Here is a 15053-nt window from a genome sequence, read left to right on the forward strand (position 1 = left end):
GATTTACATCCGCAGGTACGACCCGCCGTTGAAGTCGAGAACGGTCCCGGTCGCGAACTCGGCCTCACGCGACGCCAGGTACAGAATCGCGGCCGCGACCTCCGATGGGTCGGCCACGCGCTCGAGCGGGCTCTCCAGCCGGCGCCGGTCGTACCCGTCACCGGCCAGGTTCACCGCGGCCATGTCGGTGACCGTCCAGCCCGGCGCGATCGCGGTCACCGCGATCCCCTCCGGCCCCAGCGCCCGCGCCAGCGACTGCGTGAAAGACACGATCGCCGCCTTCGAGGCGCCGTACGCGGGCTGGTTCGGCTCGCCGCGGAAGGCGCCGCGCGACGACACGTTCACGATCCGGCCGCCGCGCGCCATGTGCCGTACCGCGCACCACGTGACGTTGGACGGACCCACGAGATTCACCGCGAGCGTGTCCGCCCAGGCCTGCTGCCATTCGGCGTACGTCGTCTCGCGGATCCGGTGCGGGTGATACACGCCGGCGTTGTTCACGAGTACGTCGATCCCGCCCAGCGCCGCGGCGGCATCCGACACCATCGCCTCGATGGCCGCCGGGTCCGCCAGATCCGCCTGCACCGTCAGATGCCCCGAACCCGGCAGCTCCTTCAGCACCTGCGCCGCGGCGTCCGCGGAGGCGCTGTAGTGGATGGCCACCCGGTCACCCGCGGCAGCGAACGCCCGCGCCGCCGCCGCACCGATCCCCCGCGAAGCCCCTGTCACCAGCACCGATCGGTTCATAGAACCGATCCTGCCATCAAAGGCACGGCATCACGGTCGCGGCTTCCACTCCCGGCGATAGGACTTCGCAGCCCGGACCCACTCCTTCTTAGCCTCGTTCCGCAGCCGGACGTCCGTGCGACGAGCCATGTACGCCGCCTCGCGCTGCAGCTTCACCCAGCTGTCGTAGCGCCGGTACGGCAGCGACCCGTCCTCCAGCGCGGCCTGGACCGCGCACCCCGGTTCCATCACATGTGAGCAGTCCTTGAACTTGCACTGCTCCGCCAACGCCGTGATGTCCGGGAAAGCCGCGGCGATGCCCTCACCACTCTCCTGCAGACCGATCCCCCGCAGCCCAGGTGTGTCGATCACGACCCCGCCCTGGGGCAGCGCGATCAGCTCGCGCCGTACCGAGGTGTGCCGGCCCTTCCCGTCCTCGCGGATGTCCTGCACGTCCAGCAGCTCCACACCCGCCAGTACGTTCACCAGCGACGACTTGCCGGCGCCACTGGAACCTAGCAGCGCTAGCGTCGCGTTCCCGTCCAGCAGCGCCCGTACGTCGTCCATCCCGGCGCCGGTGGTGGCGCTGCAGACGAGTACGTCGGCACCGGGCGCGGCGACCGCTACGTCCTCGGCCACCGACTCGGCGTCCCCGACGAGGTCGGATTTCGTCAGGACGACGACCGGTCGCGCACCGCTCTCCCAGGCCAGCGCCAGGAACCGCTCGATGCGGACGATGTTCGGCTCCGGGACGAGTCCGACGACGATCGCGATCACGTCGACGTTCGACGCGAGTACCTGGCCGCGGGACGAGCCGCCGACCTCCGCCCGGACGATCGTCGTACGGCGCGGCAGCACCGACTCGAGCGTGATCCGGTCGTCGGGCCAGAACCGCAGGACGACCCAGTCCCCTGTGCAGGGGCCGGCCTGCGCGTCGGCGGCGATTTCGGCGAGCAGCGCCCCGGACCAGCTGGCGCGGACCGGGCCGTCCTCGGTGAAGACCGTCGCCAGGCCCTTGTCGACCCGGGCGACGCGTCCCGCGACGAGGTCGTCGGGGACGGATTGCAGAAACTCGGCCGTGGAACTGTCGAGTCCCAGGGCCTCAAGCGTGGCTGACATGCGGCGAACCTTTCAGAGGGTCCGGCCGCGAGATCAGCTCAGCGGACGGACGGTGCGGGAGACAACGGCCCACCGGGCCTGTTGCAAGCTCATGGCGGGTGCCTCCCTTCCGAATCCCAGCGGTCCCGAGCCGGAACCGTGTGTCGCGATGCCGTCAGCCTAGGTCGTCGGTGTCACTCTGCGCACCGGATTTTCCGACCGACGCGGGCTTCCGCGCGGCCTCAGGCTCAACTTGAGCTTCAGGCTCACGCTCAGGTCGAGGCGCAGCCGAGGGAGCGACCTTCCGGGGTCGCTGGCCCAGCTTCTCCACCTTCCGCCCGACAGCCGCCTCCGGACGCTCCTCCGACTCCGCGGGCGTCGGTACGTAGCCTTCCTCGTGGTGCGGGTCCGGCTCCGCCTTCATCACCGGCTCGATCTCTTCGGCCGCGTCGGGCTCCTCGACGGCCTCCGCCTGCTTCACCTCGGTGACGTGCGCCTTGTGCGGCCACAGCCGGTCCACGACCGCGTTCAGCGCCGCACCGATCAGTACGGCGATGGCTGTCATGTAGAGCCACATCAGTACGGCGATCGGCGCCGCCAGCGGGCCGTAGATCGACGTACCGCCGACCGTGCTCTGCAGGATCCACCGGAGCACGAAGCTGCCGAGGATCCAGATCGACAGCGCCAGGAACGACCCGGGCAGGTCCGAGACCCACGGCGTCCGGATCGGGACCGAGAGGTGGTACAGGGTGTTCAAGAAGCCCGCGGACAGGATCGTGACCACGGGCCAGTACAGCTGGTTCAGGAAGTCCAGCCGGTGCGGCAGCAGGGCGTCGACCGCGTCCGGTCCGGCCAGCACCAGCGGCAGGACGATCACACCGATGACCAGCGCCGCGCAGTACAGCGAGAACGACAGCGCGCGGGTGCGGACGATGCCGCGCTTGCCGCCCATCCCGTACATGATCGTGATGGTGTCGACGAACACGTTCAGCGCGCGGCTGCCGGACCACAGCGCCAGCACGAAACCGATCGAGATGACGTCCGGCCGGCCGCCGTTGAGCACCTGGTCCAGCGTCGGGGCGATGACGTTCTTGATCGAGTCGTCGGTCAGCGCCCGGGCGGCCAGGTCGACGATCTGCTGCTTGATGTCGTTGATCGTCTCGACCTCGAACCACTTGCTCGCGATGTAACCGAGCGAGCCGGCCAGCCCGAAGATCAGCGGCGGCAGCGAGAGGATCGCGAAGAACGCCCCCTCGGCCGCGAGTCCGGTGACCCGGTAGCGCAGACAGACGCCGATCGTCTGGGTGAGCAGCTTCCAGGTCGTCGCGGGGACCCTGCGAACCCATGCCAATGAGAGGGAGCTCCCACCAGTGGGTCCTGCCCCAGAACGTGCCATACCGCTTACCGTACTGACATGGCGGACCCATTCGCGGTAACGAATCAGGCTCCCCCACTGCGGGGCGTGAACTTCTTCACCCGGGACGCGGCCCTCGGTGACGCTCTGCGTCCGTACGCCGACCTCACCGGCGATCCCGATCTGCACCGGATCGGCGAGCTCGCGGGGTCCGAGGAGGCGCTCTCCCACGCTCTCCCGGCGAACCAGAACCCGCCGATCCTGCGCACCCACGACCGCTACGGGAACCGGATCGACGAGGTCGAGTTCCACCCGTCGTGGCACTGGCTGATGGAGCAGGCCGTCGGCTTCGGGCTCCAGGCGGCGCCGTGGACCAGCGAGCGCCCGTCGCCGCATCTCACCCGCGCGGCCGGGTTCTACCTGTGGTCGCAGGTCGAGCCGGGCCACGGCTGCCCGATCTCGATGACGTACGCCGCCGTGCCCGCTTTGAGGGCGGACGAGCAGTTGGCGAAGGAGTGGATCCCGCAGTTGGCGTCCACGCAGTACGACGTACGCCGGCTGCCGGCCGCGGCGAAGAACGGCGTACTGGCCGGGATGGGGATGACCGAGAAGCAGGGCGGTTCCGACGTACGGGCGAACCTCACGACGGCGACGCCCGCCGGCGATGTGTACCAGCTGAACGGGCACAAGTGGTTCTGCTCGGCGCCGCAGGTGGACCTGTTCCTGGTCCTCGCGCAGGCGCCGGACGGGCTGAGCTGCTTCGTCGTACCGCGGGTTCTTGCCGACGGCAACCGGAACCCATTCGCGCTGCAGCGCCTGAAGGACAAGGTCGGCAACCGCTCGAACGCGTCCAGCGAGGTCGAGTTCCACGGCACGATCGGGTACCGCCTCGGTGACGAGGGCGCCGGGGTGCGCACGATCATCGAGATGGTGGCCGCGACCCGGCTCGACTGCGTGCTCGGCTCGGCGGCGCTCCAGCGGCGGGCGCTGGTGGAAGCGATCTGGCACACCCGGCACCGGTCGGCCTTCGGAGGGTTGCTGGCGGACAAGCCCGCGATGCAGAACGTGCTGGCGGACCTGGCGATCGAGAGCGAGGCGGCAACAGCCCTCGGCATGCGCCTCGCCGCGGCAGTCGACTCCTCAGACCCGAAGGAAGCGGCGTTCCGGCGGATAGCCCTGCCCCTCGCGAAGTTCTGGGTGTGCAAGCGGACGCCGTTCATGGTCGCGGAGGCGCTGGAATGCCTCGGCGGCAACGGGTACGTCGAAGAGTCCGGGCTGCCGCTGCTCTACCGCGAGTCGCCACTCAACTCGATCTGGGAAGGGTCGGGGAACGTCAACGCGCTCGACGTACTGCGGGCCCTGCGCCGACCCGAGTCGCTCGAGGCATGGCTGACCGAGATGGCCGCCGTGCAGGGGGCGGATGCGCGGCTGGATGCGGCGGTGAACGACGTACTGCAAGCGCTTGCTGACATCGAGAACGCCGAAGCCGGGGCCCGCAGGCTGGCCGCCCGGATGGCCCTGTGCCTGCAGGCTTCGTTGCTGATCCGGCACTCGACGCCCGCGGTCGCAGATGCGTTCGTGGCGTCGCGGCTGGCCGGCGACTGGGGTGGTGTGTTCGGGACGTTGCCGCGGACGACACCCTTCGAGCAAATCGTCGAGCGCACGATAGGGTGAGCCTCGTCGCGACTGGCGCGCTGAAGGTGGAGAACCACCGGGGAGCGAAACCCGTCGGCACCGTGCGCCTGGGTGCCTTCGACCCACTGCAACCGCAGGAGAGACAACGATGACTCAGTCCTTCGACGCGGCCGCCGCGTCGGCCGCGTACAACAACGCGCTGCAGGTGATCGCCGCGGTGGAGCCCACCATCGCCGGCGCGATCAGGTCCGAACTCGCCGACCAGCGGTCCTCGCTGAAGCTGATCGCGAGCGAGAACTACGCCTCCCCCGCCACCCTGCTCACGATGGGCAACTGGCTGTCGGACAAGTACGCCGAGGGCACCATCGGGCACCGCTTCTACGCGGGCTGCCAGAACGTCGACACCGTCGAGCAGACCGCCGCCGACCACGCCCGCGAGCTGTTCGGCGCCCCGCACGCCTACGTTCAGCCGCACTCCGGGATCGACGCGAACCTGGTCGCGTTCTGGGCGATCCTGGCGCAGCGGATCGAGTCCCCGGCGCTGGCCGAGGCGGGCGCCAAGCACGTCAACGACCTGACCGACGAGGACTGGACCAAGCTCCGCAAGGCGCTCGGCGACCAGAAGATGCTCGGCATGTCGCTGGACGCGGGCGGTCACCTGACGCACGGCTTCCGGCCGAACATCTCCGGCAAGATGTTCAACCAGCACTCCTACGGCACCGACCCGTCGACCGGTCTGCTCGACTACGACAAGGTCGCCGAGGCCGCCCGCGAGTTCAAGCCGCTGATCCTGATCGCCGGCTACTCGGCGTACCCGCGCAAGGTGAACTTCGCCAAGATGCGCGAGATCGCCGACGAGGTCGGCGCCACCCTGATGGTCGACATGGCGCACTTCGCCGGTCTGGTCGCGGGCAAGGTCTTCACCGGCGACTTCGACCCGGTCCCGCACGCGCACGTCACCACGACCACGACCCACAAGTCGCTGCGCGGCCCGCGCGGCGGCATGGTGCTCTGCCAGCCGGAGTACGCCGACTCCGTCGACCGCGGCTGCCCGATGGTGCTCGGCGGTCCGCTCAGCCAGACGATGGCCGCCAAGGCGGTCGCGCTGGCCGAGGCGCGGCAGCCGTCGTTCCAGGACTACGCGCAGTCCGTCGCGGACAACGCGGTGACGCTGGCCGAGGGCCTGATGAAGCGCGGCGTGAAGCTCGTGACGGACGGCACCGAGAACCACCTGGTGCTGCTGGACGTCTCGTCGTACGGCATCACCGGCCGGCAGGCCGAGTCGGCGCTGCTCGACGCGGGCATCGTCACCAACCGGAACGCCGTACCGCGCGACCCGAACGGCGCCTGGTACACCTCCGGCGTCCGGATCGGTACGCCGGCACTCACCACGCGCGGCTTCGGCGCCGACGAGTTCGACCGCGTCGCCGAGCTGATCGTCGACGTCCTGTCCTCCACCACACCGACGACCACGTCCGCCGGTGCCCCGTCGAAGGCGAAGTACGTGCTGGCCGACGGCGTCGCCGACAAGACCAAGGCCGCCTCGGCCGAAATGCTCGACAAGTTCCCGCTGTACCCGGGCCTCGAGCTCAGCTGACTCCTCGTCACAGCGCCCGCTCCGCATTCAGGGGGCGGGCGTTGTGCTGTCTTGCTTGACCCCCATCAGGGCCTCCTGCGAGGGCTTTTCGGCCCGCGCGGGCATCAGGACGGCGGCGAGGATCGCGCCGGCGACGGCGATTCCGGCCGAGACCCACATCGTGGTGTTGAGGCTGTTGATGAAGGCGTCGCGGACGTTCGCGAGCAGGGCTGGGGAACCGGCCTTCTCGGCGACCGCGAGGCCGCCGGCCAGGCTCTTCTCGACCGCGTCGGCTGCCTGTGCGGGCAATCCGGTGGTGTTGACGTCGTCTCGGTAGACCGAGTTCAGGACCGTGCCGAGTACGGCGACGCCGACCGTGCCGCCGACCTGCCGGAACGCTTGCAATAGGGCTGATCCGGTCCCGGCCCGCTCCGGGTCGAGCACGCCGAGCGCCGCGTTCATTGCCTGCGGCATCGAGCACCCGAGGCCGAAACCGACCACCGCGAACCAGATCGCGGTGTAGCCGTACCCGGTCCCGAGGTCGGTGAAGGCACCGAGCACGAACCCGGCCGCCATCACCACGAAGCCGGTCATCACCACGAGCCGCGTACCCGCCTTCGCCTCGACCGGCTCGGCCAGTTTCGCGCCGACCGTCATACCGCCGATGAACGGCAGCAGCTTGAGCCCGGTGTGCAGCGCATCCGACCCGTTGATGCCCTGGAAGTACTGCGGCATCGTGAACAGCAGCCCGAAGATCGCGAACACCGACACGGTCAGCAGTACGGCGCCACCGGTGAACACCCGCTCGCGGAACAGCCGCAGCTCGATCAACGGATCGCTGTTGCGCCGCTGCCACCCGAGGAACCCGGCGATCAGGACGACGGCCAGCCCGAGGAACACGATCGTTGCGGCGTCACCCCACGACGTCTCCCCCGCCTTGGTCACGCCGTACACGAGCGCCGCGAGACCGGCACTGGACAGGATCATGCCGAGCCAGTCGATCGCCGGGCGGTTCGCGCTCCGGCTCTCCGGGACGAGCAGCGTGACCGCCAGCGCGGCCAGGAACGCGATCGGGATGTTGATCACGAAGATCCACTGCCAGCCGGCGTGGTCGAGCAGCAGGCCGCCGACGATCGGGCCGAGCGGCATCCCGATGCTGTTGGCGACGACGAAGAACCCGATCGCCTTCTTCCGCTCCTCCGCGGTGCGGAACAGCACGGTGATCAGCGACAGCGCGACCGGGACGATCATCGCCGCGCCGATCCCGAGGAACGCGCGGGCGGCGATCAACTGGCCGGCCGAGTCCGCGAGCGCGCAGGCCAGTGACGCGAGGCCGAACAGGGTGAGCGCTATCGCGATGATCTTGCGGCGCCCGTAGCGGTCGCCGAGCAGACCGGCGGGCAACAGCAGCGCGGCGAGCACCAGGTTGTAGCTGTTCGCCATCCATTGCAGCTGGCTGGTGGACGCCTCCAGGTCCTTGGCCAGCGTCGGCAGCGCGACGTTCAGCACGGTGGTGTCCAGGCCGAGCACGAGCACGGCGAGACACAGAGCGATGAGCACACCGAAGCGGCGGGCGCCGGTCAGCGTCGGCCCAACGGTGTCGGTGGTCGAGGTCATGAAATTCAAAATATCAGAAGTCTGTGATAGTTGCGATAGATCAAATTACTGTAAGCTTCAACCATGGGCGAGGAACCGAGCCGGGAGGCCGTCAGCCAGTTCGTCGAGCGCTTCGCGGGCGTGCTGGCGAACAGCGGCGTACCCACGATGTCGGCCCGGGTGATGGGCGCGATGCTGGTCAGCCCGACCGGGACGATGACGGCGGCCGAACTCGCCGAGTTGCTGCAGATCAGCCAGCCGGCCGTGTCCGGTGCCGTCCGCCAGCTGCTCCAGGTCTCGTTCATCTCCCGCGAGCGGCTGCCGGGCTCGCGCAAGGACCACTACCGGATCCGCGAGGACGTCTTCGCCGCGATCCTGGACCGCCGCAACCTCGCACTCACCGAGTGGGAGTCGACCAGCCGCTCCGGCGCGTCACTGTTCGGCGAAGACACCCCCGTCGGCCGGCGCCTGACCGAGGCCGCCGACTTCTTCGCGTTCATCCACGCCGACATGGACCAAATGATCAAGGAGTGGCGGGCGAAACACCCGCGATGAACCGCCGCGAAGCCAAGCAGCTCGTCGGTACGGCGTGGCTGAACAGCGCGTACCGCACCGCCTGGGAGACGCGCATCATGCGCCGCCGGGTCCCGCTCTACCGTATCGGGATCGCGGCCCTGCGCGCGTTGAACGCCGTCACCGGCGGACCGAACCGCCCGTCGCTGAAAGTCACCCGCTGGGAGCGGGTCGGGCCGCACGGCGGGACCTTCGTGATGGACAAACTCGAGACGATGACCGGGCGCACCGACCACCCGGTCATGTCGCGGGCCGAGCTGCGTGCGCGGACGTCGTTCGCGTCGCGCCTGGCGCGTGCGGTGTCCGCCGACGAGTGGCCGCAGATCATCGCCGAGTACGACCGGCGCCGGCGTGGTGAGCAACCGCAGTACCGCTATGTCGGCCATCGGCCGCTGAACGCGACGTCGCACGCGCTGATGGACGAGGCGTGGGTGCGAGGCGACCTGCCGACGGATCCGTTCCGGGCCTGGAACGTGCTGAAGTACGAGGACGAAGGCGCGTTCTACAGCGAGTTCTTCACGCACGGCAATGCGCGCGGCTACCCCGGAGGCGAGACGAATCCGGGTTTCCAGCTCGGGCGGATCATGTGCGACGTCCATTGGCGCGACACCGCGACCCTCACCGGCGAACGAGCGATTCTCCGTCGGAGCCGCTTTCTCCGGGCGAAGGAACTGGTCAAGTTCCTTCGGATCGAGCTCAAAGAGGTCTTCCGGCCGCCGACCGGGTCCGCCGCACCGACCGCCGCGACGTACGACGACGTCTACACGCCGGAGGTCGTGGCGGCCGTCGCCGACTTCGTGAAACCCGAGCCGCTCCGCTCCCCGACTGCTCGCGGTGAGACCCGAACCGACCAGCGGCTGGCGTCGGCGATCGACGTCGTGGCCAAGGCGCTGCCGCCGGCGGTCAGCGGACAGGCGGTGGAGGCAGCTCGATCTGGAGCCGGCGGGCCACCGCCAGCGCAATCTCATCCGCCCCGTGCGGCGCAACAACCTGCATCCCCACCGGGAGCCCGTCCGACAGACCGGCCGGAACGCTCACCGCGGGATGGCCGGTGACGTTGAAGATCCAGCACGGGTCAGCGGTGATGATGTTCTGCTCGTGCTGATCGTAGCCGTGGGCAACGGTCAGGGTGGTCGGGGTGACCAGCACATCCACCGCGGTGAACACGTCCGCCAGTGCGGTGTTGTTGTGATCCCTGATGAAGCGGGCCCGATTCGCGGCGGCTGCCTCCGCGCCGCGCCCGTTGTCGAGGTCCGACAGGACCGGCCAAGCCTCCTCCGTGGACTCCAGCTCCAGCGGTACGTCGACCAACTCCACGTCAGCCCTCGACAACCGCTCCCGCACCACCCGATCCACGCCCGGATCAGCAGCCGAGGCCCCCAACGTCGACCGATACGCCACCCGCCACCGTCTTTGAGAACCCACCAACCAAGAATCGGCATCAGATTTGGTTGGTGGGTTCTCAAAGACGGGAACCGGCCAGTGGGGCAAGGCAGTCGGGTCCAGGCGGTGCGGGCCGCTGGCGATGCTGGTGGCGAGGATGACGTCGTCGAGGTCGGCGCCGATCACGCCGGCGGTGGTCAGTCCGCCGAGCGCGCGGCCGCCTGGGCGCGGGACGCGACCGTACGTTCCCTTGAATCCCGCGATCCCGCAGAACGATGCCGGGATCCGCAACGACCCGCCGCTGTCACCACCGGTAGCCAGCGGTACGACGCCCGCCGCGACGGCCGCCGCTCCACCCGCGGTCGATCCGCCCGGCGACCGCGTGAGATCCCACGGATTGCGGGTGTACTCGGTCCCGTTCCACCCGAACGTCAGCGAGACCGCACCCGGCCGGGCTCGCGTCGCCCACCCGATCGGAATCGCGCCGCCGGCGACCAACCGGGTCAGGATCGGCGACTCAGGCGGCGTACGCGCCTTGATCAGGAACGGTACGCCGGCCAACGGCCCGCCCGGCTCCAGCCGCTCAGCAGCACGCCGCGCCCCGTCGGCGTCCAGTTCGTCCAGGAAATGCAGCACCGGATCGAGCTCCCGCGCCGCTTGGAGAGCGCTCTCTACGATTTCCCGGGCAGACACAGCCCCCGACCGCACCTGCTCAGCAACAGCCCGAGCGGTCATCGGGCGACGAGGGCCGAACGCCATCCACGCCTCCTGTGAGTGGTCACCGGACCAGAGCGTAAATGGTGTTTCGGGGCCGCACACACTAGAAATGGTCCATGTCCGAACAGCAGCCGCCCCCTTACCCGCCTCAGATGCCTGGTGGGCCTGCGGCGTACGCACCGCCGCAAGTCCGGGTGATCAGCGCCGGCTACCGGCGGTGGGCCAGGATTCTCATCGGGCTGGCAATCGCCCTCGCGGTCCTCATGGTGGTCGCACTCGTGGCGAGCTTTGTCCTCCTCGCAGTGGCGGACGCGGACGTTGACAACGCCGCCTATGGTTACCTCGCGATCTTTCTCTGGTTCGGGATCTTCGCCGCGATCCCGTTCTTGCTCGGGCTCGGCATCCCCGGTGTGGTCATGACGCGGCGCGTGCGGCAGCAGCGGACAACCTGAGCTGTCACCGAGTCAGCGCGTACACGGCGATCGCGGCGAAGTCGTCGGCCGGTTCCGAGGCCTGCCAGGAGCGCACGTCGTCGACGTACCGCGAGCCGTGGCCGGTGAACTCGGCGTACCGGTCGACGCCGTCGGCGGGACACGGGTTCATCCCGTCCAGGTGATCCCCGAGCCCTTCGTCGAACAGGGACGCGGAGTTGGGCCCGTTGACCACGGCCCCGGTCAGCGTGCGGCCGGTGATGTTCGCGATCTGGTGGTGCGGGCAGCGCTCCGCGTTCCGGCCGACGCCCACCATGAACGACACACCCCACGCGTTCGCCCCGAAGTTCCAGTCGAGCTGCTGCTGCCCGAAGGCGTCGTACCGGCGCTCGCCCGTCGCGGTCCGGTACAGCCGCGCGGTCGCCGCGAGCCCGAAGGCATGCGGTACGGCGTCGAAGTTGTCGTACTGCGCTCCGGCCCGGAACGGATCCACCGCGGCCCGCGACGCCCCGATCTCCAGCTGCGCCCGCAGATCGCCGACCAGCTTGGGCACCAGCGGCCGATCGGTGCGCGCCGCCCGGATCAGATCGGCATGCGCCAACGCGCTCACGTCGTACAGGTTGAGCGTGTCGCCGCCCGCCTCGTGCTCGATGTACTGCGTCGCCCAGTACGCCGCCTGCTTCAGCCAGGTCCCGCCCCGCGGGTCACCCAACCGCCGAGCAGCCAGGGCGAGTTCGGTCGCACCCAGCTCGAGATCGTCCCGCCAAGCAGTCTCCGGGTAGAACGCGAACGGCAGCGAAGTCACCAGCTGCCCGACATCGGTCGTCTTAGCCTGCGCGAGGATCTGGGCGGCCGTTTCGAGATGCCGGCGGGCCGACGCACGGTCCGGCTCGACCTGCGCGGCGAGTGCGAACGCCGCCGCCGTACGACCGGCCAGGTTCGGGCTGATCGGCTGACCTGGCGCCGCGGCCCGGAACACCGGCCGGTTCCGCAGGAAGCGCTCCGACGGATCGGTCAGGTTGTCGTCGACACCGGGCAGCCGCCAGATGTCGTGGTCACCGATGAACGTCTCCTCGGCGTTGCCGGTCCCGACGCCGACCTGGATGTAGAGCGTCCGCGTCCGCTCGTCCCACATCTTGCCGAGCCAGTCCAGCCCGTGCCGCGCCTCCGCCAGCACCTTCGGATCGCACTTCTCCCGAGCCGATGCCCACAGCAACGATTCCGAGTACGCCGCGATATGCGTGAACTTGAGGTAGTCACCCGCGTCGTACCACCCGCCGGAGACGTCGACCGGCCCACCGATCCGCTGCAGCTCGCCGACGGTCTGGTCGGTGTCCGGATCCACGAACTCGGGCGTCTCGTAGACGAGCGCCTTCGCGTCATTCCGATGAGCCGTGTCGCGCTGAGCCGTGAAGAAGGAGACGGCCTTGTCCTTGGCGCCCGTCAGCAGCCGGTCCGACGACGCCCGCACCTCGAAGGTCGCCGACGGCAGGCCCGGCACCTCGACCCGATAGCTCCCCGGCACCCTCACCGCCGACAGATCCAGCTGATAGACGTGCGGGTACGCCGCATTCCACTCCCCCACGTCCTTGCCGACCCGGCCGCTCAGCACCCGGCGCCCATGCCGGTCCACCACCTCGTAGCGACTCACGGCCGACCGGCTCAGCACGTACGCCGCCTTGCCGTCGAAGGCGCCGTACCCGAGCTGATTCACGCGAACCGCCCCGGCCACACCATCTGCCGCACTCACCGGACCCACCGACCCCACGACCAGACCCGCTGCCAGAACCACCGCTCCGACCCGACGCCAGGACCTCACGATTGTCTCCCTCCGACCAATCGTTAGGAAAGTTTCCTATTACTCGGACGGACGGTAGCGCACCGGACTCCCGGAGTACAGACCTCAGCGATCGACCCGGACCGCGGCCCAGAGCATCATCGCCGCGAAACCGGCGGCGACCAGCACGCACGCCACCGCGATCCCCGACAGGCTGATCAGCGCCCCGAAGCCGACCATCGCGAGCGGCATCATCGCCTCGTCGGACAGGTTCACGATGCTGAAGCTGCGCCCCAGGTACGTCGGGTCCACGCTCTGCTGGAACGCCGCGGACAGCTGCGCCGACGCGATCCCCGCCGTACAGCCGATCATCGCCATCGCAACGAAGACACCGAGCTTCGGCATCAGCCCGATCATCGCGCACCCGGCCGCCTGGACGACCAGCGCGAGCAGACCGGACCGCGCCAGGTCGGCCGGCTTCCAGCGCATCGCGACCAGTGCGCCCACCGCGGCCGCGACCCCCGAGCACGCCTCGAACCACCCGTACCAGGCCGAGCCCCAGCCGGCGGAGTGGGTGCGCTGGACCAGACCGACCGCGAGGATCGGGCCGACGCACAGATTCAGGCCGGAGAACGCGATCACCAGCGTCCGCGCCCGGGCGTCCCGCTGGAGGTAGGCGAACCCGTCGCGCAGGTCGGCACGGATCGAGCGGCCGGCGGAGACCGGCTGCGGGAGGCGCGGCTTCACCAGGAACGCCAGCACCACCGCGATCACCACGAACGACGCCGCGTCGACGATCATCACGGTGATGAGCCCGCCGTGCGCGACCAGCAGGCCACCGAGCGGGGCGCCCGCGAAGACCGCGAGCCGGTGCGCCAACTGGGTCCCCGCCGACAGCTTGACCAGGTCCTCCGAGCGGACCATGCGCCGCGGCAGCGTCCCGGACGCCGGCGTGTAGAGCGCGTCGACGGCGCCGAACACGACCGCCACGACCACTAGCAGTGCTAGCGAAAGCCCCCAGACCGCCACCGCCGTCGCGGCCAGCACCAGGACCACGATCCGCGCCAGGTTGGCGAGGATCATCGTCCGCCGGCCGTCGAAACGGTCCGCGAGCGCCCCGCCGTACAGCAGGATGAGCGCCTTCGGCAGCGCCCCGATCCCCATCACCAGACCCGCACCGGCCGGGCTCGTCACCTGTGCGGCACTCCACGCCAGCCCGACGTACCAGGCCATGTCGCCGGCCTGTGACACCGCGGCCGACGCGATCCATCCGTGCACCCGACGGTCTCTCCGGAGCGGCGGGAAGACCGTCGTACTCATGGGCGGGCCGGCACCGCGTGGGCGAAGAAGAACACCCGCTGCGCGTCGTCACCGGAAGCCGGGTTGTCGTAGTACGACCGGACCAGATCCTCGATCCGTTCACTCAGCTCAGTGAGCTGATCGGGCGTCAATGTGAGCCATCTCTCGGTGGCGTACGCCGCCCGCACCCAGGGCTCCTCGAACTCGTACCGCATGTCGAACCACTGGCGCACCTTGCCGACGTGATGGGCCAGGTTCGCGTCCTCGGCCGTGGCCGCCACCAACTCGGCCGCCGGATCACCGGCGGCGTCCGCGATCGACCACGAGTACTCCGAGGTGTCGCCGAGCTTCCACCACCGTTCGCGGCGGTTCCTGGCCAGCTCCGGAGCTTCGACGATCACGCCCGCGGACGCGAGAACCTTCAGGTGATGACTGATATTGCCGACAAGTTCTCCGGTGGAGTCGGCCAGCCGGGACGCGGTCGCGGGCCCGTCGACGTAGATCAGGTCGAGGAGCCGGCGGCGCAGCGGATGGTGCATGGCGGCGAGGACGGACGGTGTCACCGTCCGGCGGTTCGGAGGCGTCATGAACAGCACCGTAGCTTCCACAAGAACTCTTGCACAAGAGTTCTTGTACGACGCGCTCCATACCCGATTCAATCAACACCAGACTGGTAGAGATAGCCGCATCGTGAGATTGCGTCTCAGGATGTAGGAATGGGAGTTGATTTGTCAGCGGTTGGCGCTGACGCTTGTGGACATGCTCGCTGCCCTCTCCACCCACCTCGTAGGTCGCATTCATGTCGACCTCGGGCGGATGCGCAGCGCCATCTGTTGTCCTTCGATGTTCTGACAGCCACCCTGCCAGGGCCAATGACGGCCCCCTGAT

12 protein-coding genes and 1 riboswitch are annotated in these 15053 nt (G+C 69.3%); of the genes, 4 read left to right on the forward strand and 8 right to left on the reverse strand.

Annotation, left to right across the window (positions count from 1 at the left end; all coding sequences use genetic code 11):
- Positions 1-3: 3 nt before the first annotated feature.
- The 3 genes from E0H92_RS13700 to E0H92_RS13710 form a co-directional block, all read right to left on the reverse strand.
- Positions 4-747: an SDR family NAD(P)-dependent oxidoreductase gene (locus E0H92_RS13700; RefSeq protein WP_131461903.1), complete on the reverse strand. Its 744-nt coding sequence runs from the start codon at positions 745-747 to the stop codon at positions 4-6.
- 30 nt (positions 748-777) lie between these two features.
- Complete coding sequence (gene rsgA, locus E0H92_RS13705) at positions 778-1845, reverse strand: ribosome small subunit-dependent GTPase A (RefSeq protein WP_131496542.1); 1068 nt, start codon at positions 1843-1845, stop codon at positions 778-780.
- A 154-nt stretch (positions 1846-1999) separates the two neighbouring features.
- Positions 2000-3175, reverse strand: coding sequence for a YihY/virulence factor BrkB family protein (locus E0H92_RS13710; protein ID WP_238152679.1), 1176 nt, complete (start codon positions 3173-3175; stop codon positions 2000-2002).
- Between the two features lie 63 nt (positions 3176-3238).
- Between E0H92_RS13710 and E0H92_RS13715 the strand changes: the two genes are divergently transcribed.
- A complete protein-coding gene (locus E0H92_RS13715) occupies positions 3239-4852 on the forward strand; it encodes an acyl-CoA dehydrogenase family protein (RefSeq protein WP_131496543.1) in 1614 nt (537 codons plus the stop codon).
- A riboswitch (ZMP/ZTP riboswitch) is annotated at positions 4851-4933 on the forward strand. (Overlaps the previous gene by 2 nt.)
- A gap of 28 nt (positions 4934-4961) precedes the next feature.
- Complete coding sequence (locus E0H92_RS13720) at positions 4962-6410, forward strand: glycine hydroxymethyltransferase (RefSeq protein WP_131461907.1); 1449 nt, start codon at positions 4962-4964, stop codon at positions 6408-6410.
- 27 nt (positions 6411-6437) lie between these two features.
- Here the strand turns inward: E0H92_RS13720 and E0H92_RS13725 are convergent, their stop codons facing one another.
- Positions 6438-8006, reverse strand: coding sequence for a DHA2 family efflux MFS transporter permease subunit (locus E0H92_RS13725; RefSeq protein WP_131496544.1), 1569 nt, complete (start codon positions 8004-8006; stop codon positions 6438-6440).
- 63 nt (positions 8007-8069) lie between these two features.
- Between E0H92_RS13725 and E0H92_RS13730 the strand changes: the two genes are divergently transcribed.
- The gene (locus tag E0H92_RS13730; RefSeq protein WP_131461909.1) at positions 8070-8540 is read left to right on the forward strand and encodes a GbsR/MarR family transcriptional regulator; all 471 of its coding nucleotides are present in this window, start codon (positions 8070-8072) and stop codon (positions 8538-8540) included.
- 921 nt (positions 8541-9461) lie between these two features.
- On the opposite strand, the gene E0H92_RS13735 is transcribed toward E0H92_RS13730, so the two are convergent.
- Entirely contained in the window at positions 9462-10700 is a 1239-nt protein-coding gene (locus tag E0H92_RS13735) for an amidase (protein ID WP_131496545.1), read from the reverse strand.
- A gap of 110 nt (positions 10701-10810) precedes the next feature.
- Between E0H92_RS13735 and E0H92_RS44140 the strand changes: the two genes are divergently transcribed.
- Complete coding sequence (locus tag E0H92_RS44140; protein ID WP_202873642.1) at positions 10811-11110, forward strand: hypothetical protein; 300 nt, start codon at positions 10811-10813, stop codon at positions 11108-11110.
- 4 nt (positions 11111-11114) lie between these two features.
- On the opposite strand, the gene E0H92_RS13745 is transcribed toward E0H92_RS44140, so the two are convergent.
- The 3 genes from E0H92_RS13745 to E0H92_RS13755 form a co-directional block, all read right to left on the reverse strand.
- On the reverse strand, positions 11115-12908 hold the full coding sequence (locus E0H92_RS13745) for a glycoside hydrolase family 9 protein (protein ID WP_131496546.1): 1794 nt from the start codon (positions 12906-12908) through the stop codon (positions 11115-11117).
- An 84-nt stretch (positions 12909-12992) separates the two neighbouring features.
- Positions 12993-14186 carry an MFS transporter gene (locus tag E0H92_RS13750; protein ID WP_131496547.1) on the reverse strand — a complete coding sequence of 398 codons (1194 nt, stop codon included), beginning with the start codon at positions 14184-14186 and terminating at the stop codon, positions 12993-12995.
- Entirely contained in the window at positions 14183-14752 is a 570-nt protein-coding gene (locus tag E0H92_RS13755; RefSeq protein WP_131461913.1) for an ArsR/SmtB family transcription factor, read from the reverse strand. The genes E0H92_RS13750 and E0H92_RS13755 overlap by 4 nt, the downstream gene beginning before the upstream one ends.
- Between the last annotated feature and the right edge of the window lie 301 nt (positions 14753-15053).

It is taken from the genome of Kribbella speibonae, from assembly GCF_004331375.1.
GTDB lineage: Bacteria > Actinomycetota > Actinomycetes > Propionibacteriales > Kribbellaceae > Kribbella > Kribbella sindirgiensis.